This window comes from Mesobacterium pallidum (assembly GCF_019966535.1).
In the GTDB taxonomy this organism is placed as follows: domain Bacteria; phylum Pseudomonadota; class Alphaproteobacteria; order Rhodobacterales; family Rhodobacteraceae; genus Mesobacterium; species Mesobacterium pallidum.
This window is the reverse complement of sequence record NZ_JAIMID010000006.1, coordinates 93,289-115,483: the sequence shown is the minus strand read 5'-3', so window position 1 is coordinate 115,483 and position 22,195 is coordinate 93,289. Positions and strand designations below refer to the sequence as shown.

15 protein-coding genes are annotated in these 22,195 nt (G+C 66.9%); 12 read left to right on the top strand and 3 right to left on the bottom strand.

Translation table 11 applies throughout. From position 1 onward, the window contains the following. The first annotated feature begins 60 nt into the window (after positions 1-60). From MF270_RS10710 to MF270_RS10685, 6 genes are all read left to right on the top strand, one after another. The gene (locus MF270_RS10710; RefSeq protein ID WP_238365878.1) at positions 61-951 is read left to right on the top strand and encodes an NAD(P)-dependent oxidoreductase; all 891 of its coding nucleotides are present in this window, start codon (positions 61-63) and stop codon (positions 949-951) included. After that, the gene (locus MF270_RS10705; RefSeq protein ID WP_238365877.1) at positions 948-1,928 is read left to right on the top strand and encodes an aldo/keto reductase; all 981 of its coding nucleotides are present in this window, start codon (positions 948-950) and stop codon (positions 1,926-1,928) included. Before MF270_RS10710 ends, MF270_RS10705 begins: the two co-directional genes overlap by 4 nt. A gap of 187 nt (positions 1,929-2,115) precedes the next feature. Next, positions 2,116-2,760: a GntR family transcriptional regulator gene (locus MF270_RS10700; RefSeq protein WP_238365876.1), complete on the top strand. Its 645-nt coding sequence runs from the start codon at positions 2,116-2,118 to the stop codon at positions 2,758-2,760. A 204-nt stretch (positions 2,761-2,964) separates the two neighbouring features. After that, complete coding sequence (locus MF270_RS10695) at positions 2,965-4,104, top strand: cupin domain-containing protein (RefSeq protein WP_238365875.1); 1,140 nt, start codon at positions 2,965-2,967, stop codon at positions 4,102-4,104. A gap of 4 nt (positions 4,105-4,108) precedes the next feature. Then, a complete protein-coding gene (locus tag MF270_RS10690) occupies positions 4,109-4,903 on the top strand; it encodes an HpcH/HpaI aldolase family protein (RefSeq protein WP_238365874.1) in 795 nt (264 codons plus the stop codon). Next, positions 4,903-5,613, top strand: coding sequence for an alpha/beta fold hydrolase (locus MF270_RS10685; protein WP_238365873.1), 711 nt, complete (start codon positions 4,903-4,905; stop codon positions 5,611-5,613). The genes MF270_RS10690 and MF270_RS10685 overlap by 1 nt, the downstream gene beginning before the upstream one ends. A 156-nt stretch (positions 5,614-5,769) precedes the next feature. On the opposite strand, the gene MF270_RS10680 is transcribed toward MF270_RS10685, so the two are convergent. Both MF270_RS10680 and MF270_RS10675 read right to left on the bottom strand, forming a co-directional pair. Then, on the bottom strand, positions 5,770-6,828 hold the full coding sequence (locus tag MF270_RS10680; RefSeq protein ID WP_238365872.1) for a GlxA family transcriptional regulator: 1,059 nt from the start codon (positions 6,826-6,828) through the stop codon (positions 5,770-5,772). After that, complete coding sequence (locus MF270_RS10675) at positions 6,798-7,802, bottom strand: nuclear transport factor 2 family protein (RefSeq protein ID WP_238365871.1); 1,005 nt, start codon at positions 7,800-7,802, stop codon at positions 6,798-6,800. Before MF270_RS10675 ends, MF270_RS10680 begins: the two co-directional genes overlap by 31 nt. A 151-nt stretch (positions 7,803-7,953) precedes the next feature. Here MF270_RS10675 and MF270_RS10670 point away from each other — a divergent pair, with 151 nt between their 5' ends. The 5 genes from MF270_RS10670 to MF270_RS10650 all read left to right on the top strand — a co-directional run bounded on the left by MF270_RS10670 (position 7,954) and on the right by MF270_RS10650 (position 20,181). Continuing rightward, on the top strand, positions 7,954-9,003 hold the full coding sequence (locus tag MF270_RS10670) for an ABC transporter ATP-binding protein (protein WP_238365870.1): 1,050 nt from the start codon (positions 7,954-7,956) through the stop codon (positions 9,001-9,003). Positions 9,004-9,059: 56 nt separating this feature from the next. Next, on the top strand, positions 9,060-10,280 hold the full coding sequence (locus MF270_RS10665) for an ABC transporter substrate-binding protein (protein WP_238365869.1): 1,221 nt from the start codon (positions 9,060-9,062) through the stop codon (positions 10,278-10,280). A 66-nt stretch (positions 10,281-10,346) separates the two neighbouring features. Then, a complete protein-coding gene (locus tag MF270_RS10660) occupies positions 10,347-11,369 on the top strand; it encodes a carbohydrate ABC transporter permease (protein WP_238365868.1) in 1,023 nt (340 codons plus the stop codon). A 1-nt stretch (position 11,370) separates the two neighbouring features. Next, positions 11,371-12,525 (top strand): carbohydrate ABC transporter permease, encoded by a 1,155-nt coding sequence (locus tag MF270_RS10655; RefSeq protein WP_238365867.1) that lies wholly within the window; start codon positions 11,371-11,373, stop codon positions 12,523-12,525. Between the two features lie 366 nt (positions 12,526-12,891). Next, a complete protein-coding gene (locus MF270_RS10650) occupies positions 12,892-20,181 on the top strand; it encodes an Ig-like domain-containing protein (RefSeq protein WP_238365866.1) in 7,290 nt (2,429 codons plus the stop codon). Positions 20,182-20,747: 566 nt separating this feature from the next. On the opposite strand, the gene MF270_RS10645 is transcribed toward MF270_RS10650, so the two are convergent. Continuing rightward, on the bottom strand, positions 20,748-20,933 hold the full coding sequence (locus MF270_RS10645) for a hypothetical protein (protein ID WP_238365865.1): 186 nt from the start codon (positions 20,931-20,933) through the stop codon (positions 20,748-20,750). A gap of 71 nt (positions 20,934-21,004) precedes the next feature. Here MF270_RS10645 and MF270_RS10640 point away from each other — a divergent pair, with 71 nt between their 5' ends. Next, positions 21,005-22,033: a calcium-binding protein gene (locus tag MF270_RS10640; protein ID WP_238365864.1), complete on the top strand. Its 1,029-nt coding sequence runs from the start codon at positions 21,005-21,007 to the stop codon at positions 22,031-22,033. Positions 22,034-22,195 lie beyond the last annotated feature (162 nt).

Sequence of the window (22,195 nt, the reverse complement as noted above, 5' to 3'; positions counted from 1 at the left end):
ATGCGGCGCGCCGCACGCCCTTCGGAAGACTTGAAGCCATAAAGACATGAAGGAACGAACATGATCACGATCGGGTTTGCCGGTCTCGGCCGTATGGGACTGCCGATGGCGCAGAACCTTCTGAAGGCAGGGTTTGCCGTGGCGGGCTACGATGTCTCGGCGTCGCGCGTGGCGCAATTGGAGAGGGACGGGGGCCGCCGCGCCGAGACGCTCGCGGAACTCGCGGCCGGCAGCGACATCGTCATCTCGATGATCATGAACGACGCGATCCTGCACCAAGTGGCGCTTGGGCCCGAAGGCATCCTGTCGAACCTTGCGTCCGGGGCCGTCTATGTCGATCTTTCGACGGTCACACCGGCCGCGTCGGAGGCCGTGGCGCAGCAGGCCGAGGCGCTGAATGCGACCTACCTTTGCGGGGCCGTTGCAGGCAGCGTCGGTCCGGCCACCGACGGGACCCTGACGCTGTTTGCATCCGGGCCGGCGGAGGGGTTCAAGGCCTGCGAACCCGCGTTCCGGGCGATGGCCTCGACAGTTCTTCATGTCGGCGCGGCCAGCGAGGCGGCCTATCTCAAGCTGGTGCACAGCCTCATCGTCGGGACCTATTCCGCCATGATCGGCGAGGCCCTTGCCTTCGGCGAGCGCGGTGGTCTTGACCTCGGGATGCTGGTCGACGTGCTCGAGGCGGGTCCGCTCGGGTCCCGGCAGCTGAGCCTGAAGGCGCCCGTGCTCAAGTCCCGCGACTTCGACACGCCGCCGTCGGACATCGACACGGCCGCCAAGGACATCGACATGATCCTGCAGACGGCGCGCGCGGACGCCATGCCGCTTCCGCTGCTGTCGACCGCGCGGCAACTCATGGCCTTTGCCCAGGCGACGGGGGGCGGAAAACGTGACATCTACGCGATCCTCGAAGTGTCCGAGCGCATGGGCGGGCTGGGAGGCGCCAGATGACGGATCGCATCCAGGTCGCCGGGACCGGACTGGCGCTGTCCCCGCTGTGCCTGGGCGGCAATCGCCTGGGCGGGGATCTCGACCGGGACGCCTCCTTCGCGCTGCTCGACGCATTCGCGGCGGCCGGCGGCAATTTCATCGATACCGCCCATGTCTATGCCGACTGGCTGCCCGGGGTGGAGCGGAGTTGCAGCGAAAGGATGATCGGGCGCTGGCTGGCCGACCGCAGGCCCGAGGGCATGGTGGTCGCGACAAAGATCGGGCATCCGCCACTGGGAACGCCCGGTGTGACCCGCCTCGATCCGCGCAGCCTGCGCCAGGACGTTGAAGAGGCGCTGGAGAACCTGGGCCTGGCCTGCCTGCCGCTGGTGTACCTGCACCGTGACGACGACGCCCGGCCGGTCGAGGACATCCTTGGCGCGCTCGAGGAGCTGGTGGCCGGGTCGATGGTGGCCCGGTACGCTGCGTCGAACTGGTCGGCCAAGCGGCTGGCTACGTCAAGCGAGACCGCGCGCGCCAATGGCTGGCAGGGCTTTGTCGCGAACCAGGCGGAATGGAGCCTGGCCCGACGCACACCGGGCAGCGCGGCCGCGGACCTGCACGCGATGGACCCTGCCATGATCGACTGGCACCGAAGGTCCGGCGCGCTTGCAACGCCCTACTCGGCCCAGGCCAAGGGGTATTTCGACAAGCTGCGGGCCGGCACCATGGATGCCGCGACGGCGAACGCCTACGACAACCAGGCGAACCGGGAGCGCGGGGCCCGGCTGATAGAATTGTCCCGGCGCTACGACGCCGCCCCGACCGAGATCATGCTGGCGCTGTTCCGCGACATGCCCTTCCCGGTGATCCCGGTGGTCGGCTGCCGCACGCCTGCGCAGGTGGCCTCCAGCTTCCGCGGACAGGCGCTTGACCTGGCACCAGAGGACCGGGCCGCGTTTGCGGCAGACCTCGGGCTGGATCTGCTTTCTCCATAGGCCCCGCGCGTGGCACCGGGCGTGCCGCGCCGGTCAACCTGCGACCTGGCCGCTTTGACGGGGGGAAATCACCCGGCACAGAGCCCAGGTTGTACCGTTCTGCGCGAAATCGCCAAAACGCAATTGGCAGACAAAAATATTGATGGTATTGTCGATGAAATTTCAGCCAATTGAAGGGGAGATATGCATGGATGCTCAGACACTTTCAGGTCGCATTCAAGAAGACATTGTCTTCGGCGTGTATCCCGCTGGGACAAAACTGACCGAAGAGCGGCTGATCGAACGGTACAAGGCATCCAGGTACGTTTTGCGGGCGGCGATGAACGAGCTTGCCTCTCAGGGCCTGCTGGTCTGGATCAAGAACAAGGGGGTCCAGGTCGCCGAGCTGACACCGGACGCGGTCGATGATCTTTACCAGGTGCGCGAGATTCTCGAAACGAGCGCCGCGCGGCTGACCAGGCTGCCCGCCGATCCGGCCCTGGTGCGTCAGCTTGAAGACATCCAGGACGAGCACGAGCAGGCGATCAAGGACCGGGATTTCCGAAAGGTATTTCAGCTCAATCTCAGGCTTCACGCGCGGCAATACGAAGCCTGCCCGAATGTCGCCCTGCAGCAGGCCATCGCCGATCATGCGCGCAAGGTGCACCAGGTTCGTGGCATTTTGTACAACGACATGAACTACTTCGACAAGGTGACCCGCGAGCACCGCGAGATCATCTCGGCCCTGAAGGGAGAGGACACGGAGGCCTATGTCGCCGCCGTGAAGGCGCACCTGCCCGAGTCCAGCCGCGCCTATCGCCAGATGTATGAAATGCGCCACGGCGTGAGCTGAGCGGCCGTCTTCCAGGCGTATGACGCCAACTCGCAAGGGGCGCCGAAGGGCGCCCTTTGGCATTCCGGGCCGGGCGTCATTTTGTATCGACGAAATTGTTGACAAAATTTTCGATGTTAGTAGGCTGGTGAAAAATGTGACCTGCCGCGCCTTCGTTTCCAGGCCTGCACGTCGGTCAATGCACGTCAAGGAGAGACCCAGCACATGCAACAACAGAGACTTTCCCAGGAGGCGGCGGCAGGGCGCCACGTTCAGCGCGAGGACTACGTGTCCTGCACCGTGGCCTTCATCGACTGCAAGAAGCCCGGGTCCCACCTCAAGGAAAACTACTCGATCATCGGCCCGGGTGTGACCAGCAGCAGCGAACAGGTCATCAACCTGCCCGAACCGCACGGCTTCAACATCGGTGCAGCGGCCATGCCGCATGGTATCACCAACAACCTGCACATCCATTTCACCGCCGAAGTCTTCATGAACTTCCGTGGCAACTGGAAATTCCAATGGGGCAATGACGGCAAGGAAGGGAGCTACGTGTCCGGCCCGGGCGACATCATGTCGGTGCCGACATGGATCTTCCGCGGCTTCCAGAATGTCGGTGCAGATGACGGCTGGCTGTTCACCTGCCTTGGCGGGGACAACACCGGCGGCGTGATCTGGCATCCCGACATCATCAACGAGGCCGCCGATTACGGACTTTACATCAATTCGCAGAACATGCTGGTCGATACCAGCAAGGGCGACCCGAAGCCCGCACCGGACGACCTGATCACGCCGCTGGCCAAGGAAGACATGGCGCAGCTGCGGCGTTACACGCCCGAGCAGATGATGCAGCGCATCGTCACGGCAGAAGAGCGTGACTGGAAACCGGCGTTCCTGGACCAAAAGCTGGACGGCTGCGGCGCGCAGGTGGCGCCGGTCATCGGGGCGGGCATGACGCAGAACCGCGACCATCAGGCCAAGATCACAAATCCGCACGGCTTCTCTCTGGAATGGCTGCGGCTTGCGCCCGGGCAGCGGCTGTCGCGGTTCCGGCTGGGCGAAAAGATGGTGCTGATCTCGCATGGGGGCGAGACGCGCCTGTCCCTGAACGACGACGCCTCGACCACGGTTGCGCTGAAGGCATGGGACACGTTCTCGCTGCCGGCGGGCACCTGGTGCGAGATGCAGAACATGGGGGACGAGACCGTCGAGATGGTCGTGATCATCGCCGGGGATCACCGCAAGCGGCCCGAGTTCGCGCCCGAGGTGGTGCAGGCGGCGCAGGAGGGCGGCTTGGGCATCGATCCCAACGGCTATGTCGTCGCGGCGCACCTGATGCCGAAATACTCCTTCGCGTCGGCCTGAGACTATGCGCGAGAACACGCTTCGCAAGCTTTTCGCTCAGGGTGTGCCGGCCCTGAACTCGTGGCATTCGATCCCTTCGGCCTACCTGGTCGAAGGGGCGGCCCAGCAGGGCTTTGACAGCATGACCATAGACCTGCAGCACGGCATGATCGGTTTCGAGAATGCCGTCGCGATGCTGCAGGCGATCTCGATCGGCTCCGCTGTGCCGCTGGTGCGGGTGCCGGCCAACCACCCCGACCAGATCATGCGCATGCTGGATGCCGGCGCCTACGGGATCGTCTGCCCGATGATCTCGACGCTGGCCGATGCCGAGGCCTTTGCCAGCGCGTGCCGCTACCCGCCGGTAGGCACGCGCTCCTTTGGCCCGGCGCGCGGGCTTCTCTACGGCGGCGCGGATTACGTCGCCCATGCCAACAGCGAGATCCTGACGATTCCGATGATCGAAACGGCGGAAGCGATCGAGAATGTCTCGGATATCGTGGCGCTCGAGCAGATCGACATGCTCTATGTCGGCCCTAACGACCTGGCGTTGGCGCTCGGCGAAAAGCCGGGGGCCGAACGGCTGGAGACCTCGCGGACGACCGAGGCGATCAGGCATATCCGCGAGGTCTGCGCGGCGGCCGGAAAGCCCGTCGGCATCTTCTGCGGCGACACCGAGCTGAGCCGTCAGCGGATCGCCGAGGGGTTCGACCTCGTCACGCCCGGAAACGACTTCGGCATCGCCACCAAGGCCATGGCCAGCGCCCTGGCCGAGCTGCGCCCGTCCCGCGTGGCCGTCGCCGGCGGCACCGGCTACTGATGGAGCCCTGGCTGCTGGTGCCGGGCACGCTGTGCCAGCCACGCGTCTTCGGGCCGCTGCTGGCGCTGGTGGCGCGCAGGGGCCGGGCCTTGCCGGTGCTGTCCGAGACGATCCAATGGAAGCCGACGGCGGCGGCCACCGCCGCCAGCCTGGCCTTGCCCGATGGCCCGGTGTCGATCCTGTCCTTTTCCCTCGGGAACTTCGTGGCCATGGAGCTTGCGCTCTCGCTCGGGCCGCGGTGCCGGAACCTCGTGATGTGCGGCGCGACGGGCCGCGCGGACCGGCCCGGACAGGCACCCCTGCGCCGCAGGCAGCTGCGTGCGGCCGGGCGAACGGGGCGCGGCACCATGGTGCGGGAAGAGCTTTTGCCGCATTATTTCGGCACGGATGCAAAAGGCACGGAAAGCCTTGCGGCAGAGGTCCTGGCCATGGCCGATGAAACCTCGGCCGAGGCCTTTCGCGCACAGACGGACATTGCGATCACGCGCCCGGATTACCTGCCGTCCCTGCACAAGATCGCCGCGCGCACCCTGGTGCTTGCCGGGCAGGACGACCGCGCGACGCCGCCCGACCGGGCGCATGAGCTCGCGGCCCACCTGGTCGCATGCGAGGTCGCGGAAATCCATGGGGCGGGTCATTTTGCCCTGATCGAAGCCCCGGAGGCTTGCGCCGAGGCCCTGCATCAGTGGCTTGACCTGGCCGAAGACTGATCCTTTTTCCTGTGCCTGTGCCTGTGCCTGTGCCTGTGCCTGTGCCTGTGCCTGTGCCTGTGCCTGTGGCACGTTCGCAGGAGCGGGGACAGTCGGGGCAGGGTGACAGCGCAAAGCGGGGGCACGGGGAGGGTCAACCCTTTCAGGCAGCGCGGGTCAGGCCGGTCCGCCTTCCCGCAGGGCCAGAGAATAGTCGGTGGGCGTAACGCCAAAGCGCTTCTTGAAGCTGATGGCGAACGCGCGCGAGGATTCAAAGCCGCATTCCGACGCCACCTCCTGGATCGACAGGTTCGTGGCGGTCAACCTCATCCGCGCATGGTCAAGACGGCGCAGCCTGGCGTAGCTTCGCGGCGAATGGCCCGTGTATTTCTTGAAGAGCCGCTCCATCTGCCGGCGCGACATCGCATGCCGTTCGCAGATCGAGGCGATCGGGTCGAGCCAGTTCGCGCTGTCCTCGATGTCCTCGACCAGCGCAAGGAACCTTTCGTTGCGGACGCCCATGGCGAATGCCAGCGACGCCTTCTGCGCCTCGCCCGGGGGCCGCATGGCCGGATGCAGGCACATTTCCATGACCACCCGCGCCGCGACCGGGCCGTAGCGGTCATTGATGACGGCCAGCATCATGTCCGTCGCGGCCGTGCCCCCGGCGCAGGTCATGATGGCCCTGTCGATGGCGAACAGCTGGCGGGTCGAGCGCAGGCCGGGATAGCGCAGCTCGAACGCCTCGGTGTTCTCCCAGTGCAGGGTGAAGGCGTGGCCCCTGAGCAATCCCGCCTGGGCCAGGGTATAGGCGCCGGTGCAGATTCCGCCGACCACGTGCCCGTGCCGCCAGGCCCGTCGCACCATCGCCGTCACCGGGTCGGACAGCGAGGCCTCGGGTTCGGCGCCCGAGCAGACGATCACCCGGCCGTGGCGCGGCAGATCGACCGGCAGGTCCTCGGCGGCCATGCTCAGCCCGCAGGAAAAGGTCAGCGGCGCGCCGCCCGGGGTGACAAGCCGCCACCGTGCAATGCGGCGGCCCGCCAGTTGGTTGAGCACGCGCAGCGGCTCGACCGCCGAGGTGAAGGCCAGCATCGACGCGGAGCCGAGGCCGACGAAGGTGAAATCGACCGGCTCCACGTCAGCGCCCAGGGCGATCGTTGCGATCCCCCTGGGGGCCTGGTCCCGCGGGCCGGAGACCGATGTCAGCCGGTCTGGAGAATGATCTGTTTCCATACCGCCGTTTCGTCGATCAGGGAGAACTCGTTGCGGATGGCCGGGCCGCCATCGTCACCGAACGGGCCGTATTCCGCGTGGCTGATGCCCATCACGTAGACTTCGGCGCCGGTCGGCGTGCCGAAGCGTCCCCAGCCGCTGTGCTTGCCGTGCAGCGACCAGCGCACCGCCGCGCGGGGCGGCAGCAGCGGGTCGTCGCGGCCGATCACGTGCTCGATCCGGAACGTCGCGTCGGGGAAGCACGACCGCAGCCCCATCCAGAACTGGTCGACGGCCTCGCGGCCGCAGGTGTCCAGCCCGCCGGGATAATGGACGTTGCAGGCGCGGTCGTAATCGGTGCCGATCACCTGGAAATCGGCCGCCATGATCCGGCTGATCGTCTCGGCATAGCGCTGGCCCCATTCGTCCTGGTTGCCGGTGCCGGTATAGGGGCCCGCGACGTCGTTGGCCGGGGTCATCGGCTTGACGCATTTGTCCGGGCCGCCTTCGCGTTCGATCGCGGCGCGCACCCAGTCCACGACGTCAAAGCCCATCTGCTTGACGATGGCGCTCTGGTCGCGGACCAGCCATTCGTCGTAGACCGCGTCGGACCGGATCGCGCAGTCCGCCAGGATGCGGTAGCACAGCTTCTTGCCGGTGGGGGCCCCGTAGGCGCCCGGATGCGTGTGGGTCGCCGTGCAGATGAGTCGGTGCGATGACAGGAACGCCTCGGTGTCGTCGTTGGTGCGCTCGGGATCGTCGCACCAGATCACGTCCTCGCCAAAGAGCTGCCGGTCCGGGAACTCGGACAGGGTGCTCATGGTGGCGCCGATCACCTGGGTGTTGTCGGTCAACACGCTGGCCGGAGAGCGCACGATAAGGCCCGGAGCATAGCGGTGACGCAGGCTGCCGATCTCGCGATCTTCCCAGATTTCCTTTGTGATTCCGATGATGAAATGCGGGACATCCCGCCATTTCTCGTCAAATCCTCTCATTCTTCGTACCTCTCGATGCTTGTATTTCAGGCTGGATTTCAGTGCCTTGAACTCACCTTGCGGTTCGTCGCCAAAATTGTCAACAAAACTGTTGCTTTTTCTGTCGATGTCCCTAACGTCTGGATGGAGCGATGATGAACAGGTGGAAAACATGGCTGAAATCCAGTTGCGCAAGCTAAGCAAGCGCTGGGGCACCTTCCAGGCGGTGCAGGAATTCGACCTGACGATCAAGGATCGCGAATTCCTGGTCCTGCTGGGGCCGTCGGGATGCGGCAAGACCACGACGATGCGCATGATCGCGGGCCTGGAAAGCGTCACGGATGGCGACATCCTGATCGACGGCAAGCGGGTCAACGACCTCGAGCCCAAGGACCGGGACGTGGCGATGGTCTTCCAGTCCTATGCCCTCTACCCACATCTCGATGTCTACGAGAACATCCGTTTTCCGCTCAAGGTGCGCGGGTCCGATCCGAAGACCCACGATGCGAAGGTGAGCCGCGCCTCGGCGATGGTTGAACTCGACCCGTTCCTGCATCGCAAGCCGGCCGAGCTCTCGGGCGGTCAGCGGCAACGGGTGGCCCTTGCGCGGGCCGTCGTGCGCGAACCCAACGTGTTCCTGATGGACGAGCCGCTGTCGAACCTCGACGCCAAGCTGCGTGTCTCGACGCGGGCGCAGATCAAGAACCTGACCCATGAACTGGCCGTCACCACCATCTACGTCACGCATGACCAGATCGAGGCGATGACCCTCGCGGATCGCGTCGTCGTCATGAAGAAGGGCGTGGTCCAGCAGGTCGGCAGCCCGACCGAGATCTACGACACGCCCGCCAACACCTTTGTCGCGGGGTTCATCGGCACGCCCGCCATGAACCTGATCGACGGCGAGGTGCGGGGCGGGGTCTTCCTGGCGCCGCACACGGAAATCCCCGGCATCGACCTGCCCGACCAGCCCGTCACGCTCGGCTTTCGCGCGGAAGATGCCGCGGTGGTGGCGCCGTCCGGCGCGATCACGGCGCCGATCTACACGCTCGAGCTGCTGGGGGACGCGACGATGGTCTCTGTCCGGCTCGGGGATGCGCTGGTCTCCGTCAAGGCGGACAAGTCCTGGCGCGCCAAGATCGGCGCGCCCGTGTCCTTCGGCGTGCCCGCCGACAAGTGCCACTTCTTCGACATCGAGACGGGCACCCGGATCGGGGCGTGACCCCTGAACATCAAGCACCCTCAAGCGGTGAACCCTACCAACAAGGAGCAATGATCATGAAAACCACACTTCTCGCCGGGGCCGCAGGGCTTGCGCTGCTGGCAACCTCCGCGCTGGCCGACTGCGCCTTTGAAAACGACATCCCGCTGACCTCGCTGTCGCCGGCATTCCAGGCCTGGAAGTCCGTGACGGACGCGATGGCGGAATGCGGGAACTTCCAGGCCGAGCTGGACCAGGATTTCCGCACCAAGCAGCCGGTGGCCTTTGCCGCGAACCCGTCGCTTTATGCCATCGGCGGCATCTCGAACGGCACCATCACGCCGCTGCTGGCCGAGGGCACGATCCGTCCGCTCGACGACCTTGTCGAGAAATACGGCCAGCACCTGAAGCCGAACCAGCTGATCCGCATCGACGGCCAGATCATGGCCATCGCCATGATGCTCAACACGCAGGAAATGACCTTCCGCAAGGATATCCTGGACGAGCTCGGGCTGGCCGTGCCGACCACCTGGGACGAGGTGATGGAAACGGCAGAGGCGATCCGGGCCGAGGGCAAGGCCGAGTATCCGCTGGGCCAGATGACCATGGCGGGCTGGAACCTCGCGCTCGAGTTCATCAACATGTACGCCAGCTCGGGTCTGCCGTTCTATGGCGATGACAGCTCTCCGGCGATCAACAACGAGGTCGGCCTTGCGACGCTCGAGGCGATCAAGGCCTACACGGCCTACATGGACCCCGAGTACCTCGTGTCGGATTCCACCTATGTCCAGAAGCAGTTCCAGCAGGGCACGGTGGCCCTGTCGAACCTCTGGGCCAGCCGGGCCGGGGCGCTGGACAACGAGGCCGAAAGCCAGGTCGTCGGCCTGGTCGACACCGCGGCCGCGCCCTTTGCGCCCTTCGGCGACCGTCCGGCGGCGACCCTGTGGTGGGACGGCATGGTGATCGCCAAGAACATCTCGGACGAGGCCGCCGAGGCCGCGTTCCGGCTGATGATGGAGGGCATGGACACCGAGATGGTCACGGCCAACAACGACGACGCGATCTGGCTGATCGACGGCTACCAGCCGGGGCGCCTGGCCAAGGGCGCCATCGCCACCGCCACGACCGACCCGGCGCCGCTGATGTACCCGACCTCGCCCGAGATGGCGATGATGCACTCGGCCATCGGCAACGTGATCGCCGATTTCCTGACCGGGGCCCGCGATGCCCAGTCGACGCTTGACGCGATCGAGGCGGATTACATGACGGCCGCCAAGGAAGCGGGCCTGCTCCAGTAAGCCCACCGGAGAGGCGCGCCCTGGCGCGCCTCTCCCGATCGTGTCACCCGGGGCCGAGGACAACCCATGAAGTTCAAGACATTCGCCTTCTTCGTCACGCCCTCGCTGCTGATGATGCTGGTGTTCATCGCCTTCCCGCTCATCAGCGTGTTCGTGCAGAGTTTCTACCTGACGCAGCCGGCCTTCGAGACGGTGGAGGTCGAGACCTGTTCGCCCGGGTTCCTGGAACAGACCTGCGTGACCGAGATGAAGTCGCGCCCTGTGCTGGACGCCGACGGCAAGGTCGTCACGACGACCCGGTTCGTGGGCCTGCAAAGCTATGAACGGGTGCTGAAGCTCGACGAGACCTGGGCGGCCGTCACCTCGGCAAGCTGGCAGGCCCTGATGGCCATCGACTTTTGGAAGGCCCTGCGGTTCACGCTGACCTTCACGCTCATCACCTTGCCTTTCGTCGTGGGGCTTGGCCTCGCGGTGGCGCTGCTGATCGACTTCGCCGCGAAATCCATCAAGGGGCCGGTCATCTTCATCTCGCTGCTGCCCTACATCATCACGCCGGTCATCGGCGCGCTGTCGGTCAACTGGCTGTTCCGCGGTGACGGCATCCTGACCGCGGCGATGGAATGGATGTCCGGCCGCGACATCGCCATGTTCGCGCAGGGCTGGACCATCGAGCTGATGATGATGCTGTACCGCGTCTGGCACATCGCGCCCTTCGCCGGGATCATCTTCTACGCCGGGCTACAAAGCCTGAACAGCGACAGCCTGGAAAGCGCGATGATCGACGGCGCGAACCGCTGGCAGCGGCTGATTTACGTGGTTCTGCCGCATCTCAAGCCGCTGGTCATCTTCGTGACGATGATCCACCTGATGGATGCCTACCGGGTCTTCGAAGAGGTCGTCGGCTTTTCCAGCCAGGGGCATGTGATCAGCCTGCAATGGCTGACCTACGATCTTCTCACGCCGGATGACGCGGGCAACCGCGCGGTCAGCCGGGCCTCGGCCTCGGCAATGCTCACCATGATCGGAATCGCGCTGCTGCTCGTTCCGCTCGTCCGCAACACGTGGCGCGACCACAAGCGAGGTGCCTGACATGAGTGAAACGACGATGAGACGGCCGCTCTCGCTTCAGCTGGCCATGAGCAGCATGTTGTTCCTGTGGTGCGTGGTCGCGGCCTTCCCGATCTTCTGGGTCGCCGTGATGAGCTTCAAGTCGCCCATCGACGCCTTCGACCGCAATGCGCTGGCCGTTCTTCTTGGCCCGCGGACCATCGGCGACGGGCACGGGATCTCTCTCACCGGGCTGGTCCTGGGCCTGGCCGTGATCTGGGGCGCGATCCGCCTGGGCGCCCGAACGCTGCCGCGGCTGATACGCACGCGGGTGCCGCAGGCCATCCGCCCGGTCGGCTGGGGGCTTGGTGGCCTGGTCCTGGGCTTGGGCACGCTTGTCGTTTTCTTCGGATTGCTGCCTTGGCTGCTGGGCCTGCTGGACCCCGTGGCCGGCCCCCTGGGCCAGCCGGTCATCGGCCTGACCGCCGAACATTACCGGTCCGTCTGGGTGGACAGGGGTTTTGCGCTCAACTTCCAGAACTCGCTGGTCGTGACGCTGGGTGTCGTCATCGTGTCGCTGACCGTCGGGACGCTGGCGGGCTACGGGCTGGCGCGGTCGCGCACTTCGCTGGCCTTCTGGATCCTGATCGTCGCGCTCATCTTCCGCGCGTTGCCGCATTCGGTCCTGGTGGCGGGCTACCTGCCGGTCTTCGTGAACTCGGCCGAATGGCTTGCCCCGATCCTGGGCGACAACGCCCCGACGCTTTATGGCAAGCCCTTCGCGGTGATCGCCGTCCTGGTGGCGATCAACCAGCCCTTCACCATCTGGATGCTGAACTCGTTCTTCCAGAGCATCCCCGCCGAGCTGGACGAGGCCGCCCGCGTGGATGGCTGCACGCATCTGCAGGCGTTTCGCAAGGTCATCATGCCGGTCATGTGGCCGGGCGTCATCACCACCGGGCTGTTTTCCTTCCTGCTGGGCTACAACGACTTTCTCGTGACCTCCCTGCTGCTGGACGCCCAGAACCAGACCATGGTGCCGGCCATCGCGGGGATGTTCAGCCGCGAGACGACCATGACCGACCAGGTCGAGGCCGTCGCGGCCGCCGTCTCGATCACCGCACCTCTCCTGGTGCTGGTCATGATCTTCCAGCGGCAGATCGTCAGCGGCCTGACAGCCGGTGCGGTCAAGGGCTGACATCGCGGGGCACCCTTGCGCACAAGCCGCAAGACATGGCCCGGCCAGGCGGATGCCCGCCCCCGTCCGGCGCCGCGGTCACGGGGCGTCCGTGCCGTGTCGCGGCGGTGACAGCCTGCCCTCCGCGGGGGGCAGGCGGCCGTCAAAGGCCGGGCCCTGAGGTGGGGCGGGATGACCTGCGGGCAGCGGGCGGGACCAGTCGGTTCGGCCCATCTCCTGCCCGCTTCCGGGGCAATGCGTGGGTCTTCCTGCATAAAATGGTCAGAACGACCCGTCCGAGCTTAACATATTCCGCCAGGCCGTGTAGGCTCTTGCCAGGCGCCAAGGGACGGGCGCCCTAGGCTGATTTCTGACGGGGATATTTTCATGACGACATTCGTGCTTGAGGGCGGCTCCTGGGCCGTCGATGAATTCGGCACTGCCATCGACTGGCAATCCAGCACTCTCACCTTCGTCGTCAGTGACGATTTCCTTCTCACCTACACGGTAGAGGCTGGAACCGCGACCGATGACTGGCCTGAGGCCATCGCGCTGGCGCCCTCGCCGGGCGATCTATACGGGCTGGCGCTGGACGGCAGCGACCTTGGGTCCGGCTGGAGCCTGCGCGCCGTGCGCATGACCTTCCGCGAGACCAGCTTTACCGATTTCCTCGTCCTGACCTCGGCAACGGACGACCGCAGCCACGTCTTCCGCATCGGCGGCGACCAGCGCGCGGCGCTGACCTCGACGGGTGACCTGTCCAAGCTGGCGAACGTGACGTCGATCACCTCGATCCCGGATGGCCCGGTGGCGCCGCTGGTCGATATCGACCTGTCCACGCTACCCGAAAAGACCAAAACCCAGGACGATGTCATCGCGGGCACGACCGGGGCCGAGACGCTGAAGGGCGGGGCGGGCGACGACAGCATCCTTGGCCTTGACGGCGATGACCGGCTGGTGGGCGGCAATGGCGACGACACGCTGGACGGCGGGGCCGGGCAGGACACGCTGCGCGGCGAAGGCGGCGCCGACGTGCTGACCGATTTCGACGGGCCCGGCCTGCTGGTCGGCGGCGGCGGCAATGACGCGCTGCGCAGCGGCGACGGGGCGGACACGCTGAACGCGGGCGGCGGGCACGACACGGCCAATGCCGGGCTCGGGGCCGATTCCATCGACATGGGCGGCGGCAACGACCTGGTCGAGGGTACGGGCGAAGACACGGTGTCACTGGGCGCCGGCGACGACACCTACCTGCTGTTGGGCGGCTTTTCGGCACTGGCGGGCGACACGGTCAACGGTGACAGCGGGGCGGATTCCCTCGACGCCGGGCTGGCGCTGACCGGCGTCGATCTGAGCGGCGACGGCGGCGTGGACACGCTGATCGGCGGCGCTGCGGGCGACCTGCTGTCGGGCGGAGACGGCGCGGACAGCATCATCGCCGGGGATGGCGACGACACGGTCGATGGCGGCACGGGCCGCGACGACGTGGACCTGGGCGAGGGCGACAACCGTTTCGCGGACGGGACGGACAAGGGCGTGGGCGCCAGCGACACGATCGTCGCGGGGGGCGGCCACGACACGATCCTGTCGCGCAACGGCGACGATTCCATCGACGCGGGGGACGGCGACAACTCGATCACCTCGGGCACGGGGGCGGACTGGATCCTGACCGGCGCAGGCAATGACACCGTGGGCGCGGGCGGCGGCCATGACACGATCAATACCGGGCTCGGGGCGGATCAGGTCAATGCCGGTGGCGGCAGTGACCTGGTCGAGGGCACGGGCGAGGATGACGTCATCCTTGGTGCCGGCAACGACAGCTACCTGCTGCTGGGTGCCTTCGCGGCGCTGGCCGGCGACACGGTCAGTGGCGGCAGCGGGGCGGATTCCATCGACGCCGGCGTGGCGCTGACCGCGGTGGACTTGTCGGGCGGCACCGGCGCGGACACCCTGGTCGGCGGCGCCGCGGATGACCGTCTTGCCGGCGATGACGGGGCGGACAGCATCCTGGCCGGGGGCGGCAACGACACCGTCGACGGCGGCAAGGGCCGCGACCACGTGGACCTGGGCGAGGGCGACAACCGCTTCAGCGACGGGACGGACAAGGGCGTCGGCGCCAGCGACACGATCATCGCAGGCGCCGGCAACGACACGATCATCGCGCGCGCGGGTGACGACTGGATCGACGCCGGGGATGGCGACAACTCGGTCAACGGCAGCGCGGGCAACGACACGATCATGGTCGGCCATGGCCGCGACACCGTGGTCGGCGGCAGCGGCCGCGACGAGATCACCATCCTTGGCGGCACGGGGAACGAGGTCAACGCCGGTGGCGGCGCGGACACCCTCGTGGTCGTGGGCGGGACCAGCACCATCGCGCTGGGCAGCGGCGGAGACGTGGTCCGGCTGGCCTTTGCCTCCACCGCGACGGTCGAGACGCAGGTGCTGACCGATTTCACCGTCGGCGCCGATGCCATCGACCTTTCGCCGCTGGCCGCGATCACCGGCCAGTGGGACGGCATCGTCAATCCCTTCGGCACCTTCCTGCGGCTGGTGCAGGACGGCGCGGACACGCTGCTGCTGGCCGATTTCGACGGCGATGCCAGCTTCGGGACCACGCTGCTGCGGATCGAGGACCGCGCCGCGCAGCGCTTCTCGGCCGACAACTTCGGCGGCTTCGCCGTGCTGTCGCCGCCCGAGGCGGAGGACGATTACCTCAACGGCACCTACTATGACTGGAGCACGCGCAGCGGCCCGACCGGCAGCGAATTGGTCGTCAAGTCCGCCGCGGAGAGCGCGCCCGAGGCGCCGCTGCTGACCACCTTGGGCGACGATGGCACCTACCTTGTGGCCTGGCTGAACTACTGGGATCATTCGGGCCTGCGGGCCACCATCTATGACCGGGATGGCAAGCAAACCGTGCCGGAATTCACCATAGGCCCGATCACGTGGGACGGCGCGGACGTGGCGTCGCTTGCGGACGGGACCTTTGCCGTGGTCACGACGCGGTCCGGCTTCGGGATGGATGGTCTCTATCTCGAGATCTACGACACCAGCGGCCAGATTGTCCGGTTCGCGCCCGATCCCGACGCGCCCGGGGTCGAAACGACGCTGCTGCGCGTGGCGGATATCCCCAGTGGCAATGTCCAAAGCCCCAGCGTCACCCTTTTGGACAACGGCTTTGTCGTCGCCTGGAAGGAATATGACGATACCGCCGGCCATCGGGTGGCCAAGGCGCAGCAATTCACCAAAGACGCGGTGCTCAAGGGCGATATCCGCACGCTGAGCGATACGCCGGTCGGGGGGGATCTGAGCATCTCGGCCCTCGATACGGGCGGGTTCGCCGCCTTCTGGGAGCGCTGGGACGGGGACGGGCGCCAGATCGTGGGCCGGTTCATCAAGGCGCATGGCAATCCCCTGACCGACGAGTTCATCGTCAGCGATGTCGCGGATGGCGCCGCCTCCGAACTGGCAGTGACCACGCTGGCGGGTGGCAATATCCTTGTCGCCTGGGAAAGCGAGGAAACCCACAGCTACGTCGCCAACGGCCTGACGTACGGGTGGCACGGCACCGTGATCCGCGGCCGCGCCTATGCGCCGGACGGCACCCCCACCACGGACGTGCTGGCCCTGAGCAGCCTCGATTTCGAAAATGGCGGGACAACGCGCTGGGATCCGGCGATCGCCGCGCTGGATACCGGGGGCTACGTCGTCGCCTGGATGGCCGATGACGGCAAGATCGTGATGCGCCTGTTCGAAGCGGTGGGCACCTATGCGACGCCGGAAATCGTGGTGAACGAGACCGGCAGCTGGTCAAGTTCCAACACTGTGCAGGATCTGCAGATCACCGCGCTGAACGGCGGCCGCTTTGTCGTGGCCTGGGAAAACTCCGGCGGCCCCAATGCGGGGCTCACCCAGCGCCTGTTCCATGCTAGCGACGCACTGGGCACTGCGGTGCCGCTCAACATGGCGCTGACCAACGACCAGACGGTGCAGGACATCTTCTACACCCAGCTGATCGGCAACGATGTCGATCCCGATGGCGGCGCCGTGGAGATCGTCGCCGTCTCGGCCACCAGCGCCCTTGGCGCGACGGTCACGCTGAGCGAGTTCGGCACCAACGTGTTCTATGATCCCACCTCCTCGGCCGTCCTGGCCGCGCTGGCCAATGGCGCGACGCTCGAGGACAGTTTCACCTACACGATCGAGGATGCGGATGGCGGCCAGTCCAGCGCCACCGTGACCTTCAAGGTGGTCGGCGAAGGCAACGCGGCCCCGCTGGCGCAAGACGACATGCTCGAGCACATCTTCGCCAATGAATTCGCGGTCAGCGACCCGGCGCTCGAGACCACGCGCAACATGCGCACGGTCGACACGGCCGAGCTGGCGGGCGGCAACATCGCGACGCTGGTCTACAGCACCAGCCTTACCGGCTATGCCTCGCAGGTGCAGCTGCGCATCCTCGACGCGGACGGCGCCGAGGTGCTGGCCCCGACGCTGGTGCATGACACGACCGATGCCTTCTACTGGAACCCGGCGCTGGCCGCGCTGCCCAATGGCAACATGGTCGTGGCCTGGGAAGGCGACGACGACACGACCTCGGTCAGCAGCCGCGGCATCTTCGTGCGCATATTCGGGCCGGATGGCACCGTCCTGGGCTCCGAGATCCTTGCCGCGACCCCGATCAGCGGCAGCCAGACCAATCCCGATGTCATCGCCCTGGCTGGCGGCAACTTTGTCGTCAGCTGGCTGTCTGCCGACGATGCGGGCAACAGCCAGCTGTCGGCCGCGATCTTCACCTCGGGTGGCAGCTTGGTGCGCAACCATTCCGCCATCAGCTTCAGCAGCACCGACACGGTCTGGCCGGCCGAGATCGCGGCGCTGACCGGCGGCGGCTATGTCGCCGCCTACGTGTCGCGGGACGACACGAGCACCGAGATCACGGCCCGGGTCTACGACGCCATGGGTAATTTCGCGGTCTCCGAGATCCCGATCGCCAGCGGGCCCAACGTCGGCACCACGCTGCAGCAGGCCGACGTGGCGGCGCTGGCCGGTGGCGGTTTCATCGTGACCTGGACCGAGGACGACACGGCCTTCGATCCGGACGGCCTGGGCATCAAGGCGCGCATCTTCGATGCCGCCGGGGTCGAGACGGTGCCTGCCTTTGCCATCAACCAGCTGACGGGCAGCGCGCAGACCAACGCCTCGGTCGTGGGCCTTGCGGGCGGCGGCTTTGCCGTGGCCTGGGTGACCTATGGCAACGAGGGCGACGTCAGCGCCTCGGCCATCGCGGCACGGGTTTTTGCGGCGGACGGGACGGCGCTGGGCGACGAGGTCCTCGTCAACCAGACCACGGCCGGCTACCAGAGCACGCCGACGATCTCGGCCCTGGCCGATGGCGGTTTCATGGTCGGCTGGATCGACCGCGAGGACAACGTCTACCAAAGCGATGGCGGCATCGCCATGGCGCGCCGGTACCAGGCCGATGGCACGCCCTTCGAGGCGGGCTATACCGACGAGCTGACGCCGATCTCCATCGCGGCCGAGGACGTGCTGGGCAACGACAGCGACGCCGATGGCGAGGCGCTGAGCCTTGTCGCGGTCGAGGTGACCTCGGCCAGCGGGGCCACGGTCACGCTGGACGGCACCACGGTGATCTACGACCCCACCGGCTCGACCGTGATCGCCGCACTCGGGGCCGGAGAGCTGCTGACCGACAGCTTCACCTACACGGTGGCCGATGAAACCGGCGCCACGGCAACGGCCACGGTGTCGCTGGTGGTCGAGGGCGTGAACCAGGCGCCCGTTGGCGCGGATGACGACCTCAGCAGCGACGGCACGCCGCTGACCGACCAGCAGACCCCGGTCACCATCGAGACCGCCACCCTGCTGGCCAACGACAGCGACCCCGAGGGGCAGGTGCTGAGCCTGTTCTCGCTGGCGGCCACCTCGGCCGAGGGCGCGACGCTGTCGGTCGACGACGCGGGCAACGTGCAGTACGACCCGACCACCTCAACCGCGATCGCTGCGCTGGGCGTGGGCGAGACACTGGTGGACAGTTTCGCCTACACCGTCTCGGACGGGGCAGGCGAGGTCGATACCGCCACGGTCAGCCTGTCGGTGGAAAGCGCCAACCGCAATGCGCCCATTGCGGCCGACGACAGCTTTGCCGGCGTCGCCTATGCCGACAGCATCCTGACCAACGCCTACACGACCAGCAACCAGGACGGCGCCTCGGTCGTCGAGCTGGAAGGCGGCAACCTGCTGGTCGCCTGGCGCTCGCGCGAGGAAAGCGGCGGGTCCTTAACGGATGTGCGGGCGCAGATCGTGACGCCGGCCGGCGAGACGCTGGTCAGCGACCTGGTGCTGGCCGATGTCACGACCGGCAACCAGCAGGAGATCGACCTCGTCGCCCTTTCGGGCGGCGGCTTCATGGCCACCTGGTCCAGCCGGATCGACCCGTTCGACGCGACGGACATGGAAGTCAAGGCGCGGATCTTTGACGCCGCCGGAACGCCGACCAGCGGCGAGTTCCTTGTCAACGAGGAAACCACCGACCTGCAATACCTGTCGGGCGTGACCCAGCTGGCCAGCGGCGTGATCGCCGTGACCTGGATGACCGATTTCGTGACGGGGTTCTCCGAGGGGTCGAACATCAAGATGCGCCTCTTCAACCCGGACGGCACGGCGGTGACGGGTGAGCTGTTCGTCAACGACACCACCGATTACGTGCAGTCGCAGCCCGCGATCACCGCGCTCGACACGGGGCTGTTCGTCGTGACCTACAGCTCGAACGACGGGATCGACGACAGCTCGGGCTTTGGCATCCGCGCGCGGATGTTCCGGGATGACGGAACCGCCTTCACCACCAGCGACCCGGTCAACCAACAGATGGCGAACGGCCAGACCGACGCGGCCGTGGCCGCGCTGGACGGCGGCGGATTTGTCATCACCTGGGTGTCCGAGGACGGGGTGGACGACACCGATGCCTCGGGCATCAAGGCACGCATCTTCAGCCCGCTCGGGGTCGAAACGGTGTCCGAGTTCCTCGTCAACGGCGGCACGTCGGGCTATCAGCAGCGCCCCTCGGTGACCGTGCTGGAAAGCGGCAACCTGGTCTTTGCCTGGGAAAGCGTGAACCTCACGACTTATGCCTCGACCTCTTATGTGCGGGTCTTCGCGGCCGACGGCACGGCGCTGGGCGGGGACATCGCGCTGGATCCGCTGCAATCGCAGGGCCAGATCGCGCCCGACATCACGGCGCTCGCCTCGGGCGGGTTTGCCGTCAGCTGGGGCACCCGGAACAGCGACTTCACCTCGGACGTCTACACGCGGTTCTTCAACGCCGATGGCAGCGCGGCGGCGGCCGGCTACACCGACGAGGACACGGCGGTCACGCTGGACGGGGCAGCGCTGCTGGCCAATGACGTCGAGCCCGATGGCGACACGCTGGTGATCCTGTCGGTCGACGCGGTCTCGGCCCAGGGCGCGGCGGTGTCGCTGACGCCCGAGGGCGACGTGCTGTACGACCCGACCGGGTCGGCCGCGCTGCAGGCGTTGGCGAGTGGCGCGGTGGTGGACGACAGTTTCGTCTACACCGTGTCCGACGGGCTGGGCGGCTATGACACGGCAACGGTCACCATAGCCGTTGCGGGGCTGGACGAGCTGGGGCTCTGACGCAGGCGCCGCCCGCGCCAACCCTGTGGCGCACATGGACACGGCCCGATGCCGCGTGATCGCGCGGCGCCGGGCGCTGCCCCGCCCGGGGCAGCCGGGCTTTCCCTGACACGCCCTTGCCGCCGCCGAGCATGCCCAGAAGGTGCACCGCCAGCGCGATGCCATTGCCGCGATGCCCGCGTGATCCGCGTCCATGCCCGCGCGGGCCAGGCTGTCGGCGCAGAGATGCCGCGCATCGGCGAGGGAACGTCGCTTGGGATCTCCCTCGTGAAGCCGGACCGTGGCCCGGAAAACCAGCGCCATCCTCAAGGGATTTGCGCGCCTCTGCCCGGCCATTGGCGCGCGCGTTCGGGTTCAGAGGGGCCGCGGGCCTGCATCCGACACGTGCCGGTTGAAACTGCGCCGCGCGCGCAGATTGCGCTTGCCTGAAGGCCGCGCCTGTCCCCCATCATTTGCGGGGGCGCGGAATTGGCCCGCCCGCTGGAGACACCTGACATCACGACCTTCATCACCTCAGACATTATCGTCAACGGGACCGGAGTCACCCTGACCACCGGGCAGGACCTTTACCTGCTCGAAGGGGTGCGCATCCTCTCGGCCACCGCGACTGCCATCGCCGGCACGGCCAATGGCATGACCGCCACCATCGGCGGCGCGCTGCACGGCGACCTGTCCGCCATCGACATGGGCGTGATCGGCACCAGCTCCCCGCGGGTGGTGGTGCTGGAGACCGGCGTCGTCAGCGCCAGCAACGACGCCGCGGTCAACCTGGAGGGCAACTCGGCCAACCTCACCAACCTCGGCCACCCTCTCCAACCTCGGCATGATCACCTCCTTCGGGGCGGGCGTGTCGATGGCCTCCGTCGGGGCTTCGCTGACCAACTTCGGCACCATCCACAGCGTCAGCAACGACGGGGTGAAGTGGATCGGCAGCACCGGCGTGCTGATCAACCACGGCACCATCATGGCCAGCGCGAATTCGTTCAGCGCGAACGCGATCGAGGTCAACGTGGACCTGGCCGGGGTCCAGCCGCTGCAGGTGATCAACTACGGTATCCTGAGCGCGGTGCGCATCGCTTTCCAGGGGGACATCGACGACCCGAACCTGCTGCAGAACTACGGCACCATCGTCGGCAACGTGGTCGGCGGGGAAGACGCCGACACCGTGCGCAACGGCGGGTTCCTTGACGGCGACGTGAACCTCGACCTCGGCGACGACCTCTTCATCGGCCGGGGCGGAGAGGTCGACGGGATCGTGCGCGGGCAGGACGGCAATGACACGCTGAACGGCGGCGCTGGCGAGGACCAGTTCGAGGGCGGCGTGGGCGAAGACGTGCTGGCCGGACGCGCGGGCGATGACCTGCTGGATGGCGGCGACGGCGACGACAGCATCGCGGGCGGGGCGGGCGACGACCTGCTGATCGCGGGCGTCGGGCGCGACACGTTGCTGGGCGGCGACGGCGACGACACGCTGATCGCGGGCACCGGCGGCAGCGACGTGCTGAAGGGCGGGCGCGGCAACGACGTGATCGACGCCAGCGGCGCCAGCGCCAAGGACCAGATCATTGGAGGCGCGGGCAATGACACCATGACCGGCGGCGGCGGCATCGACACCTTCATCTTTGCGCGCGGTTTCGGCGACGACGTCATCACCGATTTCAAGAACGACATCGACCTGATCGACCTGTCGCAGCTCGGCATCGCCGATTATGCCAAGCTGATCGCCTCGGGCGCGGTCACGGGGGACGCCGCGCAGACGGTGATCGACCTGTCCTGGGTCGGCATCGAGGGCACGATCACGCTCGAGGGCTTCGACCGCGCGCTGATCTCGCTGGCCGATTTCATCATTTGACGGGCGCCGGCGCGGCGCGGGCTGCGCCGACCCGCGTCTCGCAACGGAGCGCATGCGCCTGCCGTCGGCGCAAGGCCCCGGGCCTTCGGGTCGGAAGCCATCGTTAATCATGGTTAATAAACTCCTGACCGGTTGATCCATACGCCTGTTCAGGGCATTTTC